The sequence below is a fragment of the Eubacterium sp. AM05-23 genome, from assembly GCF_003477535.1.
In the GTDB taxonomy this organism is placed as follows: domain Bacteria; phylum Bacillota; class Clostridia; order Eubacteriales; family Eubacteriaceae; genus Eubacterium; species Eubacterium maltosivorans.
Genome location: NZ_QUDF01000001.1, coordinates 38,397 through 62,563, shown reverse-complemented (window position 1 = coordinate 62,563; position 24,167 = coordinate 38,397). Strand labels below are relative to the sequence as shown.

The following is a 24,167-nucleotide window of genomic DNA, read 5'->3' as shown; positions in this document are numbered from 1 at the left end:
TTTATAATACGCCTGCCCCGCGGGGGAAAGTCAATCCTTTTTTACAAATATCCCAGCACCGTCTCCACTACCAGCACCGCCGCGCAGGCAAACACAGCCACGGTGACCAGGCCTTTTTCTTTCATTGCCAGTAAAATGGCAACGATCAGCCCCGCAGTCGCAGAGTACAGGCTTCCGGTAGAATAGAAAATAGCCGGAAAGGTCATGGTTCCGAGAACCGCATAAGGCACATAATATAAAAAGGATTTTACAAATTTGCTTTCTATTTTCTTTTTAAACAGGGCCAGCGGCAAAACGCGGATTAAATAGGTAACACCCGCCATAACCAGAATGTAAATTAACAAAGTAGTGGCTGTCATATTTCTTCCTCCTCACTGATGGGAAAGAACCATGCCCCAAAGGCCGACGCCGCAATGGTACAGATGATGATGGTAAAGCCTGTCGATACCTGATTGAGGACAGGCGCAAAGGTGAAAATACAGCTTAATGCCACCGCAAAAACCAACACGGCTCTGACCGATTTTTTCTTTCTGGCCGGTGGTATGATAATGGCAATAAACATACCATAAATAGCGATCCCCAGAGCAGAGCGTATGAACTCCGGAAGAATGGTGCTGGCCGCCGCGCCAATCAGGGTGCCGCCGGACCATCCGATATAAGGCATCACCATCAGGCCAAACATATACCATTTTCCCAGCTTTCCAGGCTGTCCGCTGCTCACGGCAAAGATCTCATCTGTATTGCCAAAGGCGATCAGGCAACGCTCCAGGGTAGTCACAGAGTCTTCCAGTTTTTGCGAGAGCGACAAAGACATGAGCGCATAGCGCAAATTAATGATCAGCTGGGTAAGGGCCATCTCCACAAAGGGAGCGCCAAGCACAATCAAATCCAGTCCGGCAAACTGCCCCGCAGAGGTCAGATTTGTCATGGAGATAAGTACCGCAGACCATGCGGGAAGCCCTTGGGTGACGGCCATCATTCCAAAGGTAAAAGCCACGGACAGGTAGCCCAGCCCAATGGGAATTCCATCTTCTAATCCCTTTACGAAACTGTTATTAATGATGATCTTCTCTTCTGTTTTTTCCATTCCTATTCCTCATAAAACTCCAAATTCAATTTCCCGTACCGCAGGCTCCTCGCCGCATACCCATAGCTCGTAATCCGGAGCCAGCCCCAGACTTCTTAAAAAGACGCCTTCTGCCGGGCTTCCCTGGTCGAGGACCTGGTATTCCCCCGACTCTCTCTGTATCTCAAAGGCGCTCAGCGGCAGGGCAAACCCCATGCCCCGGTATTTCATATAGCTTTCCTTCTGCGCCCACAGCCTGTAAAATGCCCGCGTCTGCGTTTCACCATCCAAAGATTCCAGTCCACAAACCTCTGCCGGAGCCATAAAGCGCGCTGCCAGAGGCATGACCTGTTTTGTCCGGTCAATCCGCTGCACATCCACTCCCACAGGGCTTTGGGACACTGCGCATACCAGATAATCTCCCGAATGGGAACCGTTAAAATGCAGACTGGGATATTCTTTTAAAAATGGCTTTCCATAGCGGTTCTTCTTGATTTTTACCGGAACCGCCAGTCCTCTTTCTTCAAATATCTTATTTAAAAGCACCTCGACATGCACGGTTTTTCCTGCAACCGAAAAAAAATGCGTATCCAGCGTGTACACATCAATCATGGATTTTCCTCCAAAAGATAATAACACTACTATTATACGCATTTTTTTACTGCAACTCAATTCTATTTTCAGGGAATTCCCTAAATCAACCTTTATTCCAGCATGATACCTGCTTCTTATTTCCCTCAGTATTCAATTGCCTTTCAGCAAATCGGCGCACCACGCAGTGACTGGTTAAAAAGTGCTGTATCGATTCACAAAAAGAAAACGAAGGGTAAGCATACACTTCATAATTTTTTCTTGTACCCTGTATTATCTATCTGGAATCCATTCGCTTCATAAAAGCAGCAGGCATCTTTCCGGTTTTTTTCGGTCACCAGGATGATCTGTGCGCAATCGCGTTCCCTCGCCTGCTTTTCCAGAACGCTGAGCAGAGCTTTTCCGACGCCGCTCTGACGGCAGGCTTTATCCACAATCATATTTTCAAGCACCATAAAAGGATGACAGTCGCCATAGAGCTCCTCACAGATTATGCCCATCACCGACCCGATAAGTCGGCTGTCATCCTCCGCACATAAAAGAATATGGGTATCTGTTTTTTCAAGACGTCTGAACTGGCGCTTCATAGCCTCAACATCTGATGTTTCTCTCCAAAACTGGTAATAAAGCCTGGCGAGTTCTGGTATGTCAGAAAACTGCATTTTTCTTATCTTCACGACTATTTCATCCTCCTGAGCTGTTTCATCTGTCTCTTAAAATCCGCTTCATTTTCTTCTTGAGTTTTGGTAGGGTCCGGGGTATCAAAATAGCGGTGGCATGCCAGCTCTTCACATTTTCCGCAATGGGGGAGCTTCTTCTCGAGAATACAGCATTTATAAATATCACAGATTACCCCACCGGTATACTCAAGCCAGAAGGCTTTTCCCTCAATAGCTGGGCAGCCCGCGCAGATTTCAGGATAATACTCACAGCTTGTACAGACAACGCCACAACAACTGATAATTTCTTTCATAATATTCACTCCTTAAAGATTAGATCTTTAAGTCCAGCATAACGGAATTAAAGGCACCTGTCAATCTTTTTGCAGTCTATATAAAAAGCGAAGGGCCCTCGCCCTTCGCTCACTGATTATTTTATAAATCGACTTTTTCAAATCGCTGGATAGAAACACGGCAGGCCACCAGTATTCCCAATACATAAATTATTATCCCGGCTGCCAGAATCGGCAGCTGCCCCAACATCATCGATGGCTCCGTTGTGTCCAGATAAGCGCTGAGCGTTGGGAAATGCACCAGTGCTTCCATCACGATAATGTATAGCCACAGAGGAATCTGGGCGATTATAAAAGACTTTCCAACATTGTACGCTGTTTTGTAAAACTGCGTCAGAAAGATCACATTAAAGATGGTAAACATCACCAATACAAAACCATAAAACGCAGGATTCGGCTCAATCCCTACCGGATTCGGCGGCAGCACATATGCCCGCAGAACAGCAAAGGGAACAGAGATAAGCACCTCGCCAAGCTCTACCAGCACTACCAGCAGGCATCTTGCTCTGACAACGTCTCCCTTTGAGATAGGCAGCGCCGCAGTATAGAAGGTATCTTTGTTTTCACGCCCGTTTTGAAAGGTAAAGAAAAGCCCAAGGCAGCCAAAGAAAAACGGAACATAATAGGGATAGCCGGGAATCATCAGCATGGCACCAAAGAACATAAAGATAAACATCGGCGGCAGACTGGTTAAAAGCAGTTCTTTATAAAGCAATGCTCTCATCATATTTTTTCCTTTCCATGTGAACCATAATGTCCTCCAGCGACAGCGCAGGATCACTTTCCTTATCCTTAAGATACTGGAAATGGCGGATAAATGCTTCCCGATCTTCACTGGCGAGAATTGCGCCGTCCTTAATATAGGTAATGGTATCCGCGCATTTTTCCAGGTCTGATGTGATATGCGTAGAAAACAGGATGCTGCGGTCACCCGCCTGCACCAGCTTTTTAAACAAAACCAGCAGATCATCTCTTGATACAGGGTCCAGTCCGCTGGTCGGCTCGTCAAAAATCAAAAGGCTGGCATGGTGTGAAAGCGCCAGTGCTATGAGATATTTAACTCGCATGCCGGCTGACAGCTGGTCCACAGTTTTACACTCATCAAGCTCAAAAATCTTTAAAGCCTGCTGATACTTTCTGTCATCCCATTTTTCATAAAACCGGCTGGTCACTTTGGTGATGGTCTTCAATTTCTTTTTGGGATAGTAATCAATTCCTCCCAGCACGACACCGATATTCTGCTTACACCATGCTTCGTTCTGGTTAAAATCTTTTCCCAACATTTCAATGGTGCCGCTGTCGGGATGAACCATATTCAGCATGGCCTTGAGGGTGGTGCTCTTTCCTGCCCCGTTTTTTCCAATAAAGCCCATGATGCTGCCCTGCTTTACATCAAAGGAGACATCCTTTAACTCGAAAGCCGGATATTTTTTGCTGAGATTTTCGACAGATAACAGATTCATCTATTCCTCGCCTCTTTTCACTGCGTCCATGATCTGGGCGGCAAGCTCCATAAAAACATCTTCCTTTACAATGGCAATACCGGCTCTCTCAGGATCCTCATCGCCAAGAACCATCAGCCGGTCACCGGGTTTTATATCAAAAATTTCGCGTGCTTTTTTAGGTATAACAATCTGCCCGCGCTCTCCCACGCTCACACAGCCGAACATATGCTTATCCTTTGGCGGGATGGCCAGGCCGTCTCTTTCTTTTTCATTATAATTCACAAGGTCATCCAGACTCACATTGTACATTTCGGCCAATGCGTTGCAGTTAATGACATCCGGTGCGCTCTCGCCGCTTTCCCATTTTGCCACAGCCTGACGGCTAACGCCGATTCTGGATGCTACCTCCTCCTGCGTATATTGGTTCATTTTCCGGAGTGCAGTCAGATTCATACTTAACTGATTTTTCATATTTTCCATACCTCCTGATACCAATTTTAACAGAATCTGCCCGATTGTCCACCAACCATTTTTAACAAAATATGTTTGTTTTAGTTGCATTAAAAAAGATGCCCTTAGGCATCGCATCTTTAAGCTTCGATCTGTTTTTTGCTGATAATGGCTTTATTTTCCCATTTTTTGCTGCGGTAACGGGCATAGTTAACCACCAGGCCGACGCCCCATCCCATGGGGATAGACCACCAGATTGCGCTTGCGCCGATCATTCCTGCCAGAATATACGCAGCCGCGATACGGACAACAAAGTTTGACAGAGAGCCCATCATAAAGGCTGTGGCATCTCCCGCGCCGCGCAGCACGCTGCCGGCTGAAAACATAAGTCCCATGACCACGTAAAATACTGAAACGATGCGGATATACTCAACGCCAACCTGGATAACACCCGCGTCTGCAACAGAATCCACAAACGCACCGATAAAGACATCCCCAAATAAAAAAATCAACCCGGAAATCGCGAGGCACATGATCACCACGATCAAAATCGTTACTTTAAAGCCTTCGTAAACACGTTCTGTGCGGCCAGCGCCAATGTTCTGCGCCGTAAAGGTAGATAAAGCCATGGTAATGCTGAGCAATGGCTGGATGGCGATGGAGTCAATTTTAGTCGCCGCGGTATAACCCGCGATAAAAACTGAACCAAAGCTGTTTACCAGACCCTGGATTGCCATCATTGAGAACGACACAATACATTGCTGCACTGTTGAAGGGATAGCATAGGCCAGCAGATCCTTCAGCATTTTAAAATCAAACACACAGTCTTCCCTGTGAAGCTTAAGCACCGGCACTTTAAAATAAACGTAGATCAGACAGGTAACGGCCGATACGCCCTGCGCGATCAGCGTAGCCCAGGCCACACCGGCCACACCCATGTTAAAATAAATAACGAATACCAGGTCCAGCACAATATTCAAAAGCGCCGCGACAATTAAAAAATACAGAGGGGTTTTTGAATCGCCCACAGCACGACATATTGCAGCCAGTCCGTTGTAGGTAAATAAAAAAATGCATCCCATGTAATAGATGTTGATATAGGTAGACGCGCCTTCATAAATGTTGGCCGGCGTCTGGATCAGATGCAGCAGCCAGTCTGAAATGGCAAGGCCCAGCGCACAGACCACAGCTCCTACGATCAAAATAAAAACCATGCTGGTAAACACCGCACGGCGCATATTCTTTTTATCTCCCGCGCCAAAATACTGAGAGATAAGTACTGAGCAGCCCATACTCAGCCCCATGGCGACCGCTACCAGTAAAAATACCATTGCTGCCGTTGAGCCAACCGCCGCCAGCGCGTCTGCGCCCACATAATTCCCAACAATGACGGTATCCACTATATTGTAGAGCTGCTGAAAAATGTTGCCAAGCAGCATGGGCAGCATAAAGACCATCAGAATTTTCGCCGGCTTGCCCCGGGTCATATCATTAACCATAAAATCTCACTCTCCTCCAATGTTCACATTCATAAAACAGTCTGTCTTAACCGTCACTTTCCTGATTAAGCTTCCAAACTTTAACTGCAATCCTTTCTGACAGCTCGTCAAACAAAACCTTTTCCTCTTCTGTAAATTCTGCCATCACTTCCTCCTCCAGCTGCCTTCTGCTTTCCTTAATGGCAACCACTGCCTTATCGCCGGCCTCTGTCAGATAAACACACTTTTCACGCTTGCTCTCACAGTTGGTTTCACGCTTAATAAGCCCCATATCCTCCAGGGCTGACAGAGTTTTCGCCACAGTGGTTTTATTAAACTGAAAAAAACGTGCAATGGCATGCTGGTTAACACCGTCATTGTGTTTTAAATACAAGAGAATGGACTGCTCTGTATTATTGAGCTGCATACCGCTCAGGCGTTTTTGAAATAAAATCTCGCTGTGGCGGTAAATGATTGAGATATTTTTAAAAAACATCATTTCCTCCATATGGTTTGGCCGCAAACAGTTTCTTGTTAAACAGTTTACATATAAACTATTTTAGATTTTCTTCTATGTTTTGTCAATCAAAAAAACAGGCAGACCGCCTGTTTTTCGTTTTCTAATTTTGACCACTCAGCAAATTTTTAAGCTCAGGGATATACGCTTGAAGTGAAGCCGCCGCAGTTCTCACCTGCTCGTTGGCCGAGGACAGTGCATCATAATCCTTATTTTCAATTCCTGTTTTATACGCTGCCACCGCCGGTTTAAGCTGATTCGCCATATTGGTGAGCTTACTGTGAAGCTCCGTATAATCCTGCGGTACCTTATCATAGCTGATAATGGCGTCACATGCTTTATCGACCTGGTCCAGCTGCTTATCCATATCCGCTACCCATGCGCTGTCGGACAGAGAATCCTCCGTAAATCCCGACAACTTATCCTGAATACTCTGAACAGTGCTGGTCATCGAGGTAAACTGACCGCCCAGAAATCCAAGGTACTCAGCCTTTCCCGCTGGTCCGTCCTTGCTGCCGCAGCCGGCAAATACCAACGAGGTTACAAGGACAGCCAGGGCAGACATAAAAAGCTTCTTTTTAACTTTCATGTTGCCCTCCGCAGCCGCCACAGCTGCCGCAGCCCTTCCCCGAAGCTCTGCAGCACGCAGCGATGGTATCTTCTGTAATGCCAAACCAGTTGGCAATCTCTGTGTTGGAGGGGTAACCACCCTGCTTTACCAGCACACCATCGATCAGGGTAATGGGTAAAACCTCCGGTCCTTCGGCGTCCAGCAGGTTTTCAACCATTTCATTTTCGGCAAAATCCTTTTTCATTCCAATTATATCATAGCGCTTCACCGTTTCCCCGGCGTTAACAAGTGCCTGAATCACCGCGTCCATACGCGCGTCTTCATCCGACACGTCAATGGCCGCCGGCTCGAAAAGCTCTAATACTTTCATTCGAATCCTCCCAGTTTATAATGATCTCATTGTAACACTGAAATCTTAATAAATTCGGTTAAAAGTAAAGATATTCCATTACAGACCGCAAAAAGCAGCCCTGCCGTCATTCTCAAGGCTGTTTTTCTGCCACTTTAGAGCAGTGCGCTCAGGATATCCTCTCTGCCTGCCGCTGCGCCATGTCCTGGCAAAAACTGCTGGCAATTGGTTTCGAGCAGCTTTTGCAGAGAATTTTTTACCTGTACCTCATCGTTGGCAAAGGGTGGATAGATCCGCTTGCTTCTATGGATAATAGCGTCGCCAACCAATGCAATATCCTCATTAAGAATCAGGCTCATGGAGCCCTTTGTATGACCAGGCGTGTGCAGCACACATATTCCCGGCCCAATGCACTGTCCGTTTTCAACCGCCATAACATTTCTGCAAGGTTCAAAACAAGTCCAAACGCCAAGGGCTCCCGCTACGCTCACAATTTTTCTGGTAAAGGGAAGGGTTCCCTGAGGAAGCGGACAGCAGCCGTCCCTCAGCGCTGTCCGCTCATGGGCATGCACATAAACCAGACAATTAAATTTCTTCTGAAAATAGGCGGCATTTCCCACATGATCGGTATGGACATGGGTTAAAATAATGCCGTCCAGACCGCTGATTCCCAGTCTTTTAAGCTGTCGTTCGATGCTCTGACGCTCCGTCACTACGCTGGTATCCACCAGATAGACAGCGTCACTGTACTGAATCACATAACAATTACACCTTAACGTATTTAAACGCTCAATGACAATGCCGCCCGAGGTTGTCCATCTTCTCATCTCCATCACCCCTTCTGTCGATCTAAGCCTTTTATTCTGCCTTGACAGCCTATCGGAACAGGCGTACAATAAATTCATTCTGATTATAAGCGAGGATAAATATGGAACCTATCTACCCTACGGATATTTATGAATACCTGCCCCACAGCAACTGTAAACGCTGCGGGGAGGATAACTGCATGGCCTTTGCCGACAAGCTGTCTAAAAATCAAGCCAATCTCAGCAGCTGTGCACCACTTCGGCTTCCTGAACAGGAAAAAAACCGGAAAGCGGTGGAAGCACTTCTGAATGACTGACGTTTGCTTCATTGCGCTCTCTCCTTGCTCGCTGCCAATTTTGCAGCGCAAAATTGGACTGCTTCGTCTTTATTTGAAAAAAACTTTTTTCTCCTTCGGAGGTTTTTTTCAAACAAGACGTTTGCTTCGTTGCGCTCGCTCGTTCGCTATCGCTCTCTCCTTGCTCGCTGCCAATTTTGCAGCGCAAAATTGGACTCAGCTTCATCCTCCCGCGCAGACTGGGACAAAGCTGACAATATCGCCGGGTTTCAGGCTGGTCCGCATACCGTTATGCAGATTGACATTATCACTGTTCAGCAGGATCAGACATCGTCTAGCTTTTGCCGCCGCCTCTTTCCCATGGGCGGCTTTTATTTTTACCAGCACTTCTTTGATATTTTCCGCCTCAAAGCTTTCCTGGGCTGTGCCAGTCGATGCCCTCAGCGCTCCAAAATATTTTATCGTGATCATAAGTTTCCAAGCCCCAGACGCTTGAGAGTCGCGGCTTTTGGCACTCCCTGTTCATCCCATCCTCTTACTTTATAGTATACCGGCAGCATTGTTTCGAGATCCACTCTGGTGCTGGGATCATCCGGTTCCTGCAGTTCATCCGTCAGACGTCCCGGCAGACTGTCATCCTCAGCGGTCAGACCTTCCCGCAGATTAAAAAGCCGCTCGATGGTAAAGCCACGCTCGCCGGCCTGAAGAAACTCGCCGGTCGTCATACGCATACCCGTAGCCAACTCAATGGCCTTGCAGTGCGGCATCAGATACATGGTTTTAACAGGCAGCAGACCCGGCATCAAAGGCCACATCTTTCCAAGAACTCCCCGGGCCATGATCATTGCCTTACCCGCCGTATGGGTTACAGGGCTGACTGGTCCCATATGATATAAAATTGACGGGATCATGGTCTGCATGGTGAACAGGCAGAAGCCTGCTGCCGAACCGGCCTCCATGCCGTTCTGCATAAAAGCCGTAAGCTCCGGCTTTCCCTTTGTTCCCTGTGCGCCGACGCTCATGACCCCCACTGATTCCATGAGCGCCAGGTAGCCGCCGTTCAGGTGACAGCCGCCACGGTTGGAGGTCGCATATCCCAGACCCATACCGACTGAGCGTCGTGGCTCGTAGGAAGCCAGCTCCATACCTTTGGCGTTGATGGCAAAGTCCGCCCCGCCGTATTTTTTTGCCAGCCGGGCGCTGCCCTCAGCCAGCTCGTCGCCAACACCCTGACGGTACGCAATTTTTTCGATGATCTCCAGCAAATTGCCAGTTTCTCCAAAGCGCAAACCAAAATCTGCCATTTCCTTTTCTTGGAGCTCCATGGCAAAAGCTAAGGTACCCGCCAGAGAAATGGTGTCTATCCCCAGGATATCCGCTTTATAATTAATCTCATTGATCAATTCCAGATTGCTGTTTTCAATATTTGATCCAAAAAGCCCAACAGTCTCAAACTCCGGCCCTTTTACCTCACGCCCGCCTACCATTACACGCCGTTCACAGCGTATGGGACAGCTTACGCAGCCCCCGTTTCGGGTCAGGTATCTATCCGCAAGGGTTTCTCCGCAGATTTCCTCCGCGGCCTCAAACTGTCCCCTTTTAAAATTATGGGTTGGAAGGGCGTGCGAGGCGTTGGCGTTATTTACCAGACCGGCAGTGCCGTAGTGAGGCAGGCTGTCGCCCGTCATGGGATGATTCTGAATAAATTTCACCCACTTTTTCACATAGGCGTCAAAGGCTGGTTTGTTATAAAACTCTGGCCGTTTGGTGCCATAGGCCACAATGCCTTTCAGGTTTTTGACACCCATTACCGCTCCGCAGCCGCATCTGCCGGCTACCCTCTCTCCTGAAACAGCGCAGGCATAGCGCACCTGGTTTTCCCCTGCTGGCCCGATGACCACTTTCCCATAAACCTTGGGAAAATGCTCCTGAGCCGCCTCAGCATCCAGCCCCCACAGGTCTGTTGCGTCGTGGATCACCGCCTCGCCGTCCAGAATCTCCAGATATACGGGCTTCTCCGCTCCGCCTGCCAGAATAATACCGTCCACTCCGGCACGCCGCATCATCATGCCAAAGCTCCCGCCGCAGTTAGATGAGGCGATCCCCCCAGTCATCACGTTTTTAAAGGTCATGTTAAAACGACTGGAGGAGGGCGCGCCTGTGTCCGTCATAATTCCTGTATTGATAATCAGGATGTTTTCTTTTGACAAGGGCTCCACACCCGTTGGCAACAGATCATAAAGCAGCTTGGCCGCAAGCGTTTTACCGCCGAGATATGCTGCCACAACGCCTTCTTTGATGGGCAGCGGGCGTATTTTACCTGTTGTCAGGTTAATATGCAAATAATTCAAGGGCTTCATTGAATCACCTCCATGCGGATCGCCGAGAGCGGGCACAGGCTCTCACACAGGCCGCACCCCACACAGGCCTTTGGCTTGACCAGCTCGGCGTAAACCCGGATATCTCCTTTAAAGGCCGGCATCGAAATGGCCAGGCATCCAAACCGGCAGCCGTCCACGCACATTGAGCAGGCGCTGCACACAGCTGACTCTATCATGGGTTTTTTCCATTGATTTTTTGATATTTTATTCGCTGTCTCTCCACTGTTGTCCAAAACGGCGCCCTGTGGACAGGATCTTCCGCAGACGCCGCAGTCGATACAGCGTCTGTCATTTACCATATGCTGCTTTTTCTTTTCACCGGTAATGGCCAGCACCGGACAGTTTCTCGCACAGATCGTGCATCCGATACATTTTTCTGTAATGGTATAGGCCATCTTTATCCCTCACTTCCTTGTTTATTATCTTTATTATAACAGGTTTTCTGTGAATTTGGGGAACAAAAAAGACCCTGATAAAAAACTCAGAGTCTCTTGTTCGTTTGAATTTTTTTATTACAGGAATGACGTTGCTACGCTCGTCCTCTCAAGGAAAACAGATTCTTCGGAAATCTATCATCCTTTTCGGATGATTTCCTCATCATCTGCATTAGGCTCATTGCCGCTCACCCGCTAACGCTCCTTGTTCGCTGCCAAATTTTTTCAAAATTTGGATTCGCCGTCAATAATCAACAGGTTCTTCGACGCAGTCCATAACCATTTTGGCGAAGGCCATGCAGGCGGTTTTACAGGCGGACTGAGTCCCAGTCACGATGGCGCCGCCGCGGTTGGAGACGGTCGGCGGTCCAAAGAATTTTACGACCTCTACGTCGGCGGCTGTCAGAGCTTCATCGACGCCCATCATAGATTCCAGCGGAGGGCCGACAAGATAGGCGACAGATGAACCAACAGGCAGATCACAAACTTCTGCGAGGTAAGTGCCAATTTTTGAGATAACCTGTGCATAAAATTGTACGCCGTCATCTTCACGCGCACTAAACAGACAGGCATTGTGCTCGGTGAAATGCGTAATGGTCCGCAGGCCGCTTTCAACATCGCTGATGGATGGCCCTGAGATAATACCGATCATTTCTCCGCCGTAGGCACAGCCAAGTCCCCCGTAGGTCGATTTGGCATAGCAGACCCGCACATTGGCCTTTTTGGTCGCTTCATCGGCTGCCACGTAGCCAATATCCTCATTATCGGTGGTAAAGAGGCCGATGTCGATATGGCCTTCAGGCAGGCCGAATTCTTCAATCATGATATCTTCAATGTCTGTCATCAATTTGCTGGACAGAACATGCGCTTTCAATAAATCCCCGGTCATTTTTGAACTCCCTTTTTCAAGATTTTTGTATTGCTTATTATCATACCATCTGTTATTTTGTTAGTAAAGAAGAAACTCTGCCCGGGTCATGGAAAAATTTGCACCAAAAATGATATATACCCTGTTTCCACAGACTATTCACACTTTTATCATGAAAAAACACAGTTTATCCACAAGTTGTACACAACCTGTGGACGCAATCCCTTTATTTTTCGTTAAAGGCCATTTTTTATCCCAAAACTTATCCACACTATCCACGTTAAAATGTGGACAAAAAGTGAACAAAAAGTGGAAAACTAATCTTTATATTCCTCGCAGGCTTGAACAAATGCCTTAAAAGGCGGTGATAGGAATTTGTTTTTATGGTAAATCAGCGTGAAGTTCCGCAGTAAACGAATTCCCTGAATCGAGAGTATGCAGAGCCGGCCCTGTTCAAACTCCCGCTCTACCAGTCGCTTTGAAAGCACAGCCAATCCCTGCCCGCCCATCACTGCATTTTTAATGGCTTCCGTATTCGTACAGGTCCATTTTTCCACAATTTCCACACCTTCTTTGTCCAGGATCTTTTCAAAAAAGCTGCGGGCTCTGCTGCCCTTTTCACGAATCACGAAGTACTGTCCCTGGAGCTCGTCAAGACTGACTGTTTTTCGACCGGAAAAAGGATGGCCTGGCCCGCAAATCAGCACCATCTCATCCTCCACTGCCGGTATCTGGATAAGGTCCTCACTGCTCACCTCTCCCTCGACAATGCCAAGATCCAGATCGCTCTTTAAAATCATGGACTCGATGACCGGTGTGTTATCCACCAGAACCGTCAGGGTAACCGGTGGGTTTTCAGCCTCAAACCGGCTGACTAACTCGCTGAGTATAGTAGTTCCAACGGTCACCGTACCGCCGATTTTAAGGGTGGTATGCTCAGCGGAATACTTCATTTCCAGTTCCATTTCATCAAACAGCGCCACAATATGCCTGGCGTAGTCTAAGAGCTGTTCGCCTGCTGGTGTGATATAAAGCTTGCGGGAAATCCGCTCAAAAAGACGCACATTATAATATTTTTCAATATCCGCGATGGCCTGGCTGACAGATGGCTGAGCAATAAACAGCTGGTCGGCCGCAGCACTCATCTTGCCGGTCTCTGCAACTGCCAGAAATACTTTCAGATGCCTGATGGTCATAATGATCCCCCAATTTTCTTCTATAGGTATTTAGCTATTAAACTGATTATAAAATACTATTTTACAATCGTCAAGAAATCCGTTAATCTATAGACTGAAGAACAAAGATTATTATTCGTTAAACGGAGAAGGAGATTTACAAGCTTATGAACATTGCACCTGAAGAAATTAAACGCGTCAAGGGACAGGGGTTCCTGTTCAACAATGACCACGAACATTTTGCCGCCCGTGTCATTACAGAAAACGGTGTCTTAAACGCCGCTCAGATTTCCTGTCTGAGCGAAGCGGCTGAGAAATTTGGAAATGGCAACATTGCCTTTACCACCCGCCTCACCGTGGAAGTACAGGGCCTAACCTGGGATGATATTGTACCTTTTCAGGAATTTATCGCTAAGGAAGGTCTGGTAACTGGCGGCACTGGCCCAAAAGTCCGCCCAGTCGTGGCCTGTAAAGGAACGGTATGCACCTATGGCCTGATCGATACACAGGGCCTTGCCCGCGAAATACATGAACGCTTCTACAAAGGCTATCGTGACGTTACACTGCCCCATAAATTTAAAATCGCTGTTGGCGGCTGCCCAAACAACTGTGTAAAGCCCGACCTCAATGACTTAGGTATTGTTGGCCAGAAGATCCCTTACTACAACGACGAGCTGTGCCAGGGTTGCGGCAAATGTTCTGTTGAGGACCGCTGCCCAATGGACGCTGCCACTGTAACAGACGGCAAACTCGTCATCGATAAAGAAAAATGCAACAACTGCGGTTTATGTGTTGACAACTGCCGCTTTGACGCAATTCCTGACGGTGAAGTCCGATATAAAGTTTATGTTGGCGGCCGCTGGGGAAAATCCATCCGACGCGGCACTGAGCTCAAAACATTGTTCACCCGCGACGAAATCCTGGACGTTGTGGAAAAGGCCATTCTCTTATATAAAAAAGAAGGTCAAAACAGTGAACGTTTTGGCTCTACCGTTGAACGCTTAGGCGCGGAAGCCGTAGAACGCGCTCTGACCACCAATGATCTGTTAGATGAAAAGGACAGTATTCTGGGCATTGCCACCGTATCCGGCGCTACCTGCTAATTTTTTAAAAAGCCTCCAAATATAACGGAGGCTTTTTATATGTTGTTTTTCGCTGGATAATCTTTTATAATAAATACCATAATCAGGAGGAAGCCCAATGTCTGAATCACTCAATAAAAAATTTTATGACGTCGTTGCAAAGATCCCCGAGGGGCGGGTAGCCTCCTACGGGCAGATAGCTTTGCTGGCTGGCCGTCCGCGGGCCGCAAGGGCCGTAGGCGCTGCCCTGCGCCGTGTTCCTGCTCATCTGGATCTTCCCTGCCATCGGGTTGTTTTCAGTGACGGTTCCCTCTGCAAAGGTCTTATCTTCGGCGGCCCTGGTGTTCAGGAGCAGCTCTTGAAAAAAGAAGGCGTCACATTTCTGCCAAACGGCAAGGTCAATATGCGCTGTTGTCTCTGGAAGCGTTCTGAAGACTTTCCCCGTTAAAAGGAAAGGCCAGCAGCGTTACATCCTCACAGCACAGGTCTTCCCATACTGCATTATCCGGCTGTTTGCTCGGCTGGTGCGAACGTTTTTTAATTATATGCGCATGTTCGGTTTTTTCCAAGTGCAATTATTTGTTTTTCTTTTATTAAAGTTCTTGTTTTTCATGCCTGTTGCCGGGTTTTATGGTAAACTATAAAAAAACTCTGGAGTCCTTGACATGAAATCAAAAAACATTCAAAATACTCTCATTGCTTTTATTCAGGCGTTTCCGGCACTATTGGCTTTTGAGGTTGTCTATAAGATGCTCTGTGCAGTCCTGCTGAAACCGCTGCTGTCGTTTATCATGCAGATTTTCTTGAACCTCAGCGGTTACAGTCTGGCATTTAACGAGAGATTTCTTAATTTTTTCACCAATATTCCCGGTGTTATTACCCTCGTCATCATGCTGGCGCTAGGTGCGCTTATGGTTTATTATGAGTTTTCTGTCATCATCTTGCTGCTCTACCACAGACTCCATAAAAATCCAATCAGCCTTGGCACAGCCATGAAAATGGCTCTCACGACCTATAAGAGCCTTAAAAATTTGGGCGCAGTTGGTTTTACAGCCTATGCACTGGGGCTCCTGCCGCTGATACACATCGGTTTACGCCCGTCACTGCTGCCACAGACCCGGATTCCTAATTTTATTACCGGGGAGCTGTCAAAAACTCTGATGGGAAATATCGGGGTTTATCTGTTTTACGCAGTTATCTTTGTGCTTTTCGTGGTCCTGCTTTTTGTATTGCCTGCTATGGTTCTGGATCGCGTTTCGTTTTTAAGGGCCGCTCGAAAAAGTTTCGGCATTTTAAAAAGGGGGCGTCTTCCTGTATCGTTGGTGCTTGGCGTTTACGTGATTTTGTGGATTGTTCTGTTTAACTTTCCAGGGTTTGTACCCACTTATTTTCCTGGCATCTCTGGCAATGGCCCTCTCACTGTTTTCCTGAGTCTCTTTTCAGGAAACACCTTCGCGCCGCTTATGGGATTTTTGCTGGTAGGCCTGCTGCGCGTCACACTTATGCTTTTGCTGCTGACCATCTTGACTGCGGGGTACAGCGGGCTCGACGGCCAGATAAATATTGACGATGGAGCTCTTCCCCTTATCGATGAGAAGCTTGACCATATGAGGGAAAGGGCTATGAGCTTCTTTCATATTTCACGCCATACAGCAAAAAACGCCTGGACACATATTAAGGCCCATCCCTTTTTCATCAGGCATCAGAAGCCAATCGCTCTGGGGCTTGTCATTCTGGCCGCTGTAGGTATGTTCAGCCTTTTCTACAATCCGCCGGCTCTGCACAGCCCCATCGTCATCGGGCACCGCGGAAGCTCAGAAGGCGTAGAAAACACACTTGGCTCTATCCAGGGTGGTATCGACCAGGGCGCTGACTATGCGGAGATCGACATTCTTTTGTCCAAGGACAACGTGCCCATGGTCATACACGACAGTAATCTCCAGCGTCTTTCCGGTCAAAATGTCAATGTCTATGACCTGACTGCTGAAGAGCTCGGTGAACTGACCTTATCCCAAAATGATGCTAAGGGAAAAATCTCAACGCTTGAGGAGGTGATCAGGACCACAAAAGGGCAGATCAAACTGCTCATTGAGTTAAAGACCCACGGACATGAAACCGCCGACGTAGCCGCTGAAACCGCCAAGGTCGTCGAAGCGCAAAATGATGAAAAAAATTGTATGTTCATGTCCCTGGACTACAGCCTGGTAGAACAGCTGAAAACACTGCATCCCGAATACACTGTCGGCTACTGCGTCTACGGCAATCTCGGCAAAGCCGACACAAGGCGTCTGGTCAATATGGACATCGACTTCCTCACAGTTGAAGAGAATATGGTCACAAAAAGCCTGATCAGTAAAGCCAGAAAAGCCTGGCTTCCAGTTTATGTCTGGACAGTGGATGATCCTAAATCTATGCAGCAGTATCTTGATCTCGGGGTGCTTGGCCTGATTACAGATAAACCGGCCACAGGCCGTGAGGTTATTGACCAGTCCCATTAACACCAAAACTACTGGATTTTGAAAAATCCAGTAGTTTTTTAATTTTTAAAAAAATATCTTCAAAATCAGAAGCTCATGGATCGCTATGGCTGCGACGGAAACTGTGCTCTCTGCGAATTATGTGAACCCGGCTGATGTTTAGAGCCTCTTAAAATGGGTATTTTATTTTTATAATTACTAATCATTATAAAATAGAAGGAGCGAACAGATATGTTTGATTTAACAGATAAAGTAGCCGTCGTCACCGGCGCCTCCAGCGGGCTGGGTGCAGATTCCGCAAGAGCATACGCACAGAACGGAGCAAATGTTGTACTGCTGGCCAGAAGAAAAGAAAAGCTGGAACAAGTGGCCGCCGAAATTTCCGGAATGGAGCGAAAGGTTCTGGCTATTTCCTGTGATGTGACCGATGAAGAATGTGTTAAAAAAGCCGTTGAAGAGATCATCGAAAAATTTGGAAGAATTGATATTCTGCTCAACAACGCCGGCGTCGCTGTCCGGGGCGGTGTAGATACCCTGACCGTAGAAGACTGGGATCATGCCATGGATGTCAATGTCAAGGGGATGTTTATTATGAGCAAATATATCGTCCCGCATATGAAAGAACAAAATTATGGAAAAATCGTCAATATCAGCTCTGTCAATGCGTTGATCGGAGACAAAGCCGATATGTTTATCCGCCACTCCTACAACGCTTCTAAAAGCGCTGTTCTTGGTCTGACAATCGGGATGGCTGCCTCCTACGGGCAGTTTAATATTACTGTCAACGCAGTATGTCCGGGACTTTTTGAATCGGAAATGACAAAGGATACCCTCTTTAAGTCTGAAGCTTTCCTTCAGGGCTACAGCGCCCAATGCCCCATGAGCCGCCCTGGAAAACGCGGCGAGGTCAGCGGGCCTGTGCTTTTCTTTTCAAGTGACGCTTCCAGCTATGTCACTGGCCAGCACATTGTCGTAGACGGCGGTACTTCAATCGTCTGACAAATTAAATTTAATTCTCCCAGACTAATTTAAGCCCTGCGTCCTTGCTCCGCTGTACCGCGCGGAAAGGACTGGCAGGGCTTTTTATTTTACAATCCGAAAATACTGCGGGCCTCCTGCATATTGGCGACGACATCCACACCGAAGGGACAGCGTTTTAAACAGCTTCCGCATTCGATACAGTCTGACGCGTGCGCCTCCAGCCCTTTATAATGCTCAGCTGTGGCGCCCGGTATTCTGCCCTCATGCTGCCTGGCGATATCCAGGTACTTTGTCACTGCCGCCACATCAATCCCTGACGGACAGGGCTGGCAGTGGTTACAGTACATGCACTGCCCCTGCATCTGAAAACTCGGCGCGTCGGCGATGGCGCTGTAATCCCTTTCTGCCTCAGAGCTCTGGCAATAGGCTGCCGCCGCGTCGATTTCGCGCAGGGAAGAAAGGCCGGGAAGTACCGATACAACGCCGGGGCGGTCCAGTGCATAGTGATAGCACTGCGCCGGTGTCATGGCTTTGCCAAAGGGCGAGCTCTCCGCCGACAGCAGCCGGCCAGCTGCCAGCGCTTTCATGACCGTAATCCCAATTCCAAGGGCCTCACAGCGCTGATACAGGGCGCTTCTTGCCGGAGCGATACCCAGCGCCTTTTCATCCACGGCCACGCCCTTAAATTCCATAATGTCCTCGACCTCTCTCTGTCCGTGATCCAGATCATAGGCTGGATTGAGGCTGAACATGAGCGTCTCGTACAATCCTGTTTCCACCTGTTTCATGGCAGTAACCGCATTGTGTGAGCTAAACCCAAGCTTTCGGATAACGCCCTGTTTTTTCAAATCCAGGGCATAATCCAAAATACCGCTTTTTTCTACGTCCTCGCAATCCTTTTCCGAATCCAGAAAATGAATCATTCCAAAATCCACATAATCCTGCTTCAGCCGGTCCAGCATATCCTCAAAGGAACGCTTCACCTCTTCCAGTTTCCTGCTGCGGACGTACTGCCCGTCGCCGCTTACAGTGCATAAATGCCCCTGAATCAGCATTTTTCCCGGATGTGTCCTTATCGCTTCACCGATGGCGTCTCTTATTTCCGGCTGAGGCATGTAAAGATCCAACAGGTTAATGCCAAGATCCATTGCGTGGTGAACCATCTCAACGATTTTCTTCCCGGCCATCCCCTCCAGATAGACGCCTCCAAAGCCAATCACACTGACTGGTGTCTCGACACCCTTTATTCTGCGATATTCCATAATAGCTGCTCCTTTCCCCATTTAACCGTATTATAACACCCTTTTTTCCCGCGCAACAGATGTAAAATTCCGTGAAGGCAAAAATATTTTTCTCCTTGACCCCGATCCCTACCCGGACTTACAATAAAAGCAGCCTATTAAAGGAGGTTTCTATGATAAATTATAAAACCAGCATTTTTAACGATGTTCTGGGGCCAGTGATGACAGGACCTTCCAGCTCTCACACAGCCGGCCCCGGCCGGATTGGATACTTTACCGGCTGTCTGATGCCGGATTTTAAATCCGTCAAGCTGATTTTCCCCAAAAGCAGCTCATACGCCACCACCTACAAAGGTCAAAAATCAGATATTGCCTTTGCCGCCGGCCTTCTTGGCATGCCCTTAAACCATCCTGACTTTAAAAACAGCCTCCACCGTCTTAAAGAAAAAAACATTGCCTTTGAGACCAGCCTGACCGACACAGCCTGCGATCACCCTAACACCTGCGAGCTTGTTCTTTCAGGCCCTTCTGGACGTCTCTGCATCACTTCCCTTTCCACAGGCGGCGGAATGTTCTGCGTAACCGCCATCAATGGTTCCGCCGTCGATTTCAAAGGAGATACCCCTGTGCTCGCCGGCTTTTACACTGCGGAATCTCAGGCGGCTCTCAGAGACTTTTTAAAGACGCTGCCCTCATCCATTGCCGACACCGAGGGGCTGATCTCAGGTAATGGTTTTTACGTGCTGTCGCTGAAAACCTCTGCTGCCGCCGCTGAAATTAAAAGACTCATAAAAACAGCACCGGGAACACTGCGTTATATTCCTGCCATCCTGCCTGTGGCCACGCCCGAGCCCGAAACGCTGCCCTTCAGTACCGCCAGCGCGCTCTCCCTTTTCTTACAAAAAAATCCCATGCCTCTCTGGCAGGCCGCAGTAGAATATGAAGCCGCCCGAAGCGGGTGGACCGCGGAGGAAGTGCTGAACTATTCGAAAACGCTCGTGAAAATCATGTGCCAGTCCATAAGCTTTGGCTTACAGGACGCTCCCGATGGCGAAAGCCTTACAGCGCGCTCAGCCAGATCAATGGCAGCAGCAGCTTCTGCCGGCAGACTGCTTTCCGCCAGCCCTTATCAAAGCGGCGCCGTCTACAGTACTGCCGTTATGGAGGCCAGCAACGCCATGGGTGTTGTGGTCGCCGGTCCTACAGCGGGCTCCTGTGGTGTCCTTCCCGGAGTTCTTTTCGCACTGCTTCAGGAAGCCGGCAGACCAGCTTCATTTCCGCCAATTTTATCAGATAAGCATTCAGACCAGGCCGCAAAAGCCTTACTGTGCGCTGGTATCATCGGTGTATTTATCGCGGAGCAGGCCACCTTTGCCGCTGAGCTTTGCGGCTGCCAGGCCGAGAATGGCGCCGCAAGCGCCATGGCCGCAGCGATGGCGGTCTCTTTCTCAGGCGGCGGCCCAGACCAATCTCTGCGCGCCGCCTCCACTGCTCTCCAGAATGTCCTTGGACTCATCTGTGATCCGGTCGCCTGCAGAGTAGAAATTCCATGTATCAGCCGAAACGCCATGGCGGTTTCCAATGCTCTGACCAGTGCAGAAATGACGCTTGGCGGCTATGATTCCCGGATACCGCTCGACGAAACAATCAAAACAATGTATCGCGTCGGCCGCCAGCTCCCGCCTGAGCTGCGCTGCACTGGAAACGGCGGGCTCTGCCTCACTCCCGCCGCCTTTGCGATGGCAGAAAAAGCTGGCCGGCCACACAAATGACAGCAGCTCTTCTTTTCCTTTCGCTAAACCATTAAAAAAACGGCTCGCAGCCGTTTTTTTAATGGTTTAATTTACAAGCTCTGACAAATTTTCCATAATCTTCACGTGAGGCGACGCTTCAAAATCCGCGGCGGTGGTTGTGCCAGTGGTCACAGCCGCAAAATACACCCCGGCATTTTCGGCTGTTCGAGCATCCACCAGACTGTCGCCAATGTAGAGCGCTTTTTCTCTGCAGCATTTCAGCCTTTCCAGCGCTTTCCGAACCCCTTCCGGGCTTGGTTTGGCTGTTTCCACATCCTCTCCGCCGATAATCAGGTCAATCAGTTCATCTAAACCATAAAGGCTGATGGTGCTCTCGATCCGGTAGCGGTATTTCGTGGAGATAATACCTGTTTTCGCGCCCTTTTCCTTCAGCTTTCGAAGCATGGGCAGCGTTTCAGGGAACAGTTTGGTGTTTGCCACCATCACTTCGTCTGATTTCTCAACATACTGTTTTCGGTAGCCGGCAATGGTCTCCCGGTCCTTAATGCCTGTCAGGAGCATAAACGCCTCCTCCAGGGTTAAGCCGATGGTTTTCTTAATGGCGTCGTCCTCTATCCCTTTAAAACCATTGCGCTCAAAAACATGCTTAAAACACATGACAATCCCCTTTTCCGAATTTGCCAGTGTATAATCGAAATCAAAAAGATACGCTTCGTAATCCATTTTCCACCTCCTGGTATGGCAATAGCTTTATTATAGCAGTTCTGCTGTCTTTTTTACAGCTTTCCCTTTGTTTTATGGTAATCCGGCGGTATAATAGAATTCAGAATTTAAACGAAGAAAGGATTAATATGTTTGGAGAATGCCACGCCCACATGATCATGGATGGAGTATCTTTCCGGGAAGCCGCGGCAAAACACAGAAATGGCCCGGACGAAGCCCTGATCCGGCAGGTCTTGTCGGCCTATCAAAAACAGGGCGTCCTCTTTATCCGCGATGGCGGCGATAACCTTGGCGTTTCACGCCTGGCTGCTGACCTTGCGCCAGAATACGGTATCGACTACCGCACTCCGGTATTCGCCATCCACCATCGGGGATACTACGGCGGAATTGTCGGCTATGCCTATGACAGTCTGAAAGAATATGCCCAGCTGGTTCAGGGAGCCCGGGCTCAGCGGTGTGATTTTATTAAAATTATGACGGCCGGCATCATGGATTTTGATCATGAAGGCCGCTTAAGCTGCCCGGGACTTCCAAAGCAGGAGGTCTCCGAAATGGTCCACATCGCCCATTCTGAAGGCTATTCCGTCATGACACATGTCAACGGCGCCGATCATATAAAAGTCGCTCTGGAGGCCGGTGTGGACAGTATTGAACATGGTAATTTCATGGATGCGGAGTGCCTTTCTCTTCTGAAAGAAACCGGGGCAGTCTGGTGCCCTACCATTGCCGTAACTGGTAATATCATCGGCAGCGGACGGTATGACGACACTGTTCTGGCAAGCATCCACAATCGGCAGCTCGCCAATATCCAGAGAGCCTTCAGCTTCGGGGCCGCCGTAGCCCTCGGCAGTGACGCCGGAGCCTTCTGTGTGCCGCACCCACAGGGGATTTTGGATGAGTATGAATATTTCAAGCAGGCAGTACCTGACCAGGCCTTTCTGGACGCCCGGCTTGCAGAGGCAGAGGTAACGGTGCGGGAAAGGTTTAAGGCGGGAAACGTTATAATGGAAAATTGAAAATGGAGAATGGAAAATTCTGGTACAAATCTGCTGCTGGCAGATTTGATGAAATATGGCCTGCGGCCGTGCTCCATTCACATTCACTTTAGCGAATATGCGCCAGAATTTTCCTTTTTTAATTTAATGAACTCCCGCCCAGCTGGATATGACCATGCGCTGGACCTCGGAAGTGCCTTCGTATATCTCAGTGATTTTGGCGTCACGCATCATGCGTTCTACTGGGTAGTCTCTTGTAAAGCCATAGCCACCAAATAACTGGACGGCCTCGCAGGTAACGTCTCTCGCCGCTTCTGACGCGACAAGCTTGGCTAAGGCAGCAAGATGATTATAGGGTTTCCCGGCATCCTTCGCGCAGGCTGCCTGATAAACCAGCAGGCGCGCCCCTTCTGTCCTGGCGATCATGTTGGCCAGCTGGAACTGGGTGTTCTGGAAAGCTGACAGGGGCTGTCCAAACTGTTCCCTTCCCTTGACGTAAGGGATGGTTTCATCAATGGCTCCCTGCGCCAGTCCAAGAGCCTGGGAGGCAATGCCGATCCGCCCGCCGTCCAGGGTTTTCATGGCAATCTTAAAGCCCTTTCCGACTTCGCCGAGCAGATTTTCCTTTGGCACAATACAGTCTTTGAAGATCAGCTCGGTTGTGGAGGAACCGCGGATTCCCATTTTATCCAGCTTTTTGCCGATAGAGAAACCCGGAAAATCTTTTTCCACAATAAAAGCGGTGATACCGTGGTTACCCTTTGTGATATCCGTCATGGCAAAAATAACGTAGGTGTCGGCTTTTCCGCCGTTGGTAATAAATATTTTGCTGCCGTTCAAAACATAGTGGTCGCCTTCAAGAGTAGCGGTCGTCTTCTGTCCGGCCGCGTCTGTTCCCGCGCCCGGCTCCGTCAGGCCAAATGCTCCGAGGTGTTCACCTTTTGCCAGCGGCACCAGATATTTACGCTTTTGCTCCTCTGTTCCAAAGGCAAAGATCGGCCATGCGCACAGAGAGGTGTGGGCTGAAATAATGACTCCGGTGGAGCCGCAGACCTTTGAAATTTCCTCGACGCACATGGCGTAGGCCAGATTATCCATACCCGCTCCGCCGTATTCTTCCGGGAAGGGGATGCCCAGCATTCCAGCTTCAGCCAGCTTGGGAATGGTCTCTTCCGGGAAGCGTTCCTTTTCATCCAGATCCTTGGCGATGGGCTTTACCTCCATCTGGGCAAATTCACGGAACATTTCACGCAGCTCCTGATGTTCCTTGGACAGTTCAAAATTCATGGTTTCTTCCTCCTCTACCGCAGTGGTTTTATCAACCGTATTAATCTTTTTAATCTCACGCTTCGGCCCTTTTCCTAAAGGGGTTTCCGCTATTTCTTCTTTTCTCTTGCTTTCAGGATCCTGGGCCTTCTGGCTCTTTTCAGCCTTTTCTTCAAAATAGGCTGTCTGTGTATCGATTGGATTCTGTC

General features: G+C 48.6%; 28 protein-coding genes. 7 read left to right on the top strand and 21 right to left on the bottom strand.

The features are described 5' to 3' along the window. Positions 1-41: 41 nt before the first annotated feature. The 13 genes from DW091_RS00315 to DW091_RS00255 all read right to left on the bottom strand — a co-directional run bounded on the left by DW091_RS00315 (position 42) and on the right by DW091_RS00255 (position 8,306). A complete protein-coding gene (locus tag DW091_RS00315; protein WP_074617859.1) occupies positions 42-359 on the bottom strand; it encodes an AzlD domain-containing protein in 318 nt (105 codons plus the stop codon). After that, a complete protein-coding gene (locus tag DW091_RS00310; RefSeq protein WP_058693200.1) occupies positions 356-1,087 on the bottom strand; it encodes an AzlC family ABC transporter permease in 732 nt (243 codons plus the stop codon). The genes DW091_RS00315 and DW091_RS00310 overlap by 4 nt, the downstream gene beginning before the upstream one ends. 9 nt (positions 1,088-1,096) lie before the next feature. Next, entirely contained in the window at positions 1,097-1,678 is a 582-nt protein-coding gene (locus DW091_RS00305; RefSeq protein WP_158577788.1) for a 4'-phosphopantetheinyl transferase superfamily protein, read from the bottom strand. Positions 1,679-1,905: 227 nt separating this feature from the next. Then, positions 1,906-2,334, bottom strand: a complete 429-nt coding sequence (locus tag DW091_RS00300; protein ID WP_096920526.1) for a GNAT family N-acetyltransferase — start codon at positions 2,332-2,334, stop codon at positions 1,906-1,908. A gap of 2 nt (positions 2,335-2,336) precedes the next feature. Beyond that, positions 2,337-2,630 carry a DUF3795 domain-containing protein gene (locus DW091_RS00295; protein ID WP_096920527.1) on the bottom strand — a complete coding sequence of 98 codons (294 nt, stop codon included), beginning with the start codon at positions 2,628-2,630 and terminating at the stop codon, positions 2,337-2,339. Between the two features lie 121 nt (positions 2,631-2,751). After that, complete coding sequence (locus DW091_RS00290; RefSeq protein WP_058693196.1) at positions 2,752-3,396, bottom strand: ABC-2 transporter permease; 645 nt, start codon at positions 3,394-3,396, stop codon at positions 2,752-2,754. Continuing rightward, positions 3,374-4,132 carry an ABC transporter ATP-binding protein gene (locus DW091_RS00285; protein WP_096920528.1) on the bottom strand — a complete coding sequence of 253 codons (759 nt, stop codon included), beginning with the start codon at positions 4,130-4,132 and terminating at the stop codon, positions 3,374-3,376. Before DW091_RS00285 ends, DW091_RS00290 begins: the two co-directional genes overlap by 23 nt. After that, positions 4,133-4,585 carry a helix-turn-helix domain-containing protein gene (locus tag DW091_RS00280; RefSeq protein ID WP_096920570.1) on the bottom strand — a complete coding sequence of 151 codons (453 nt, stop codon included), beginning with the start codon at positions 4,583-4,585 and terminating at the stop codon, positions 4,133-4,135. Between the two features lie 119 nt (positions 4,586-4,704). Continuing rightward, entirely contained in the window at positions 4,705-6,063 is a 1,359-nt protein-coding gene (locus DW091_RS00275) for an MATE family efflux transporter (RefSeq protein WP_096920529.1), read from the bottom strand. A 46-nt stretch (positions 6,064-6,109) separates the two neighbouring features. Then, complete coding sequence (locus DW091_RS00270) at positions 6,110-6,541, bottom strand: MarR family transcriptional regulator (protein WP_158501286.1); 432 nt, start codon at positions 6,539-6,541, stop codon at positions 6,110-6,112. Between the two features lie 121 nt (positions 6,542-6,662). Beyond that, positions 6,663-7,148: a DUF6376 family protein gene (locus tag DW091_RS00265; RefSeq protein ID WP_096920530.1), complete on the bottom strand. Its 486-nt coding sequence runs from the start codon at positions 7,146-7,148 to the stop codon at positions 6,663-6,665. Further along, the gene (locus tag DW091_RS00260) at positions 7,138-7,500 is read right to left on the bottom strand and encodes an arsenic metallochaperone ArsD family protein (protein WP_058693185.1); all 363 of its coding nucleotides are present in this window, start codon (positions 7,498-7,500) and stop codon (positions 7,138-7,140) included. The genes DW091_RS00265 and DW091_RS00260 overlap by 11 nt, the downstream gene beginning before the upstream one ends. A gap of 134 nt (positions 7,501-7,634) precedes the next feature. After that, positions 7,635-8,306 (bottom strand): MBL fold metallo-hydrolase, encoded by a 672-nt coding sequence (locus DW091_RS00255; protein ID WP_158577787.1) that lies wholly within the window; start codon positions 8,304-8,306, stop codon positions 7,635-7,637. Positions 8,307-8,407: 101 nt separating this feature from the next. Here DW091_RS00255 and DW091_RS00250 point away from each other — a divergent pair, with 101 nt between their 5' ends. Further along, complete coding sequence (locus DW091_RS00250; RefSeq protein WP_074617848.1) at positions 8,408-8,602, top strand: (Fe-S)-binding protein; 195 nt, start codon at positions 8,408-8,410, stop codon at positions 8,600-8,602. 201 nt (positions 8,603-8,803) lie between these two features. Here the strand turns inward: DW091_RS00250 and DW091_RS00245 are convergent, their stop codons facing one another. The 5 genes from DW091_RS00245 to DW091_RS00225 all read right to left on the bottom strand — a co-directional run bounded on the left by DW091_RS00245 (position 8,804) and on the right by DW091_RS00225 (position 13,460). After that, positions 8,804-9,052 carry a MoaD/ThiS family protein gene (locus DW091_RS00245; protein ID WP_096920532.1) on the bottom strand — a complete coding sequence of 83 codons (249 nt, stop codon included), beginning with the start codon at positions 9,050-9,052 and terminating at the stop codon, positions 8,804-8,806. Then, positions 9,049-10,941 (bottom strand): aldehyde ferredoxin oxidoreductase family protein, encoded by a 1,893-nt coding sequence (locus DW091_RS00240; RefSeq protein ID WP_096920533.1) that lies wholly within the window; start codon positions 10,939-10,941, stop codon positions 9,049-9,051. Before DW091_RS00240 ends, DW091_RS00245 begins: the two co-directional genes overlap by 4 nt. Beyond that, complete coding sequence (locus DW091_RS00235; RefSeq protein WP_096920534.1) at positions 10,938-11,357, bottom strand: 4Fe-4S binding protein; 420 nt, start codon at positions 11,355-11,357, stop codon at positions 10,938-10,940. Before DW091_RS00235 ends, DW091_RS00240 begins: the two co-directional genes overlap by 4 nt. Before the next feature lie 283 nt (positions 11,358-11,640). Then, the gene (gene eutL / locus DW091_RS00230) at positions 11,641-12,285 is read right to left on the bottom strand and encodes an ethanolamine utilization microcompartment protein EutL (RefSeq protein ID WP_058693179.1); all 645 of its coding nucleotides are present in this window, start codon (positions 12,283-12,285) and stop codon (positions 11,641-11,643) included. A 296-nt stretch (positions 12,286-12,581) separates the two neighbouring features. After that, a complete protein-coding gene (locus tag DW091_RS00225) occupies positions 12,582-13,460 on the bottom strand; it encodes a LysR family transcriptional regulator (protein ID WP_096920535.1) in 879 nt (292 codons plus the stop codon). Positions 13,461-13,606: 146 nt separating this feature from the next. Here DW091_RS00225 and DW091_RS00220 point away from each other — a divergent pair, with 146 nt between their 5' ends. From DW091_RS00220 to DW091_RS00205, 4 genes are all read left to right on the top strand, one after another. Continuing rightward, a complete protein-coding gene (locus DW091_RS00220) occupies positions 13,607-14,542 on the top strand; it encodes a 4Fe-4S binding protein (protein WP_096920536.1) in 936 nt (311 codons plus the stop codon). A 97-nt stretch (positions 14,543-14,639) separates the two neighbouring features. Next, positions 14,640-14,969 carry an MGMT family protein gene (locus DW091_RS00215; protein ID WP_096920537.1) on the top strand — a complete coding sequence of 110 codons (330 nt, stop codon included), beginning with the start codon at positions 14,640-14,642 and terminating at the stop codon, positions 14,967-14,969. A 217-nt stretch (positions 14,970-15,186) separates the two neighbouring features. Beyond that, entirely contained in the window at positions 15,187-17,019 is a 1,833-nt protein-coding gene (locus DW091_RS00210) for a glycerophosphodiester phosphodiesterase (protein ID WP_096920538.1), read from the top strand. A gap of 210 nt (positions 17,020-17,229) precedes the next feature. Further along, the gene (locus tag DW091_RS00205) at positions 17,230-17,997 is read left to right on the top strand and encodes a glucose 1-dehydrogenase (RefSeq protein WP_096920539.1); all 768 of its coding nucleotides are present in this window, start codon (positions 17,230-17,232) and stop codon (positions 17,995-17,997) included. Positions 17,998-18,086: 89 nt separating this feature from the next. On the opposite strand, the gene DW091_RS00200 is transcribed toward DW091_RS00205, so the two are convergent. After that, positions 18,087-19,241, bottom strand: coding sequence for an aldo/keto reductase (locus DW091_RS00200; RefSeq protein ID WP_158577786.1), 1,155 nt, complete (start codon positions 19,239-19,241; stop codon positions 18,087-18,089). Positions 19,242-19,393: 152 nt separating this feature from the next. Between DW091_RS00200 and DW091_RS00195 the strand changes: the two genes are divergently transcribed. Further along, positions 19,394-20,992, top strand: coding sequence for an L-serine ammonia-lyase, iron-sulfur-dependent, subunit alpha (locus DW091_RS00195; protein ID WP_096920541.1), 1,599 nt, complete (start codon positions 19,394-19,396; stop codon positions 20,990-20,992). Positions 20,993-21,058: 66 nt separating this feature from the next. Here the strand turns inward: DW091_RS00195 and DW091_RS00190 are convergent, their stop codons facing one another. After that, positions 21,059-21,697: an HAD-IA family hydrolase gene (locus tag DW091_RS00190; protein WP_058693171.1), complete on the bottom strand. Its 639-nt coding sequence runs from the start codon at positions 21,695-21,697 to the stop codon at positions 21,059-21,061. Positions 21,698-21,825: 128 nt separating this feature from the next. On the opposite strand from DW091_RS00190, the gene DW091_RS00185 reads away from it, so the two are divergent. Beyond that, positions 21,826-22,713, top strand: coding sequence for an amidohydrolase family protein (locus DW091_RS00185; protein ID WP_224168718.1), 888 nt, complete (start codon positions 21,826-21,828; stop codon positions 22,711-22,713). A 123-nt stretch (positions 22,714-22,836) separates the two neighbouring features. Here the strand turns inward: DW091_RS00185 and DW091_RS20430 are convergent, their stop codons facing one another. After that, the gene (locus DW091_RS20430; protein WP_167495295.1) at positions 22,837-23,979 is read right to left on the bottom strand and encodes an acyl-CoA dehydrogenase; all 1,143 of its coding nucleotides are present in this window, start codon (positions 23,977-23,979) and stop codon (positions 22,837-22,839) included. Positions 23,980-24,167: the final 188 nt, after the last annotated feature.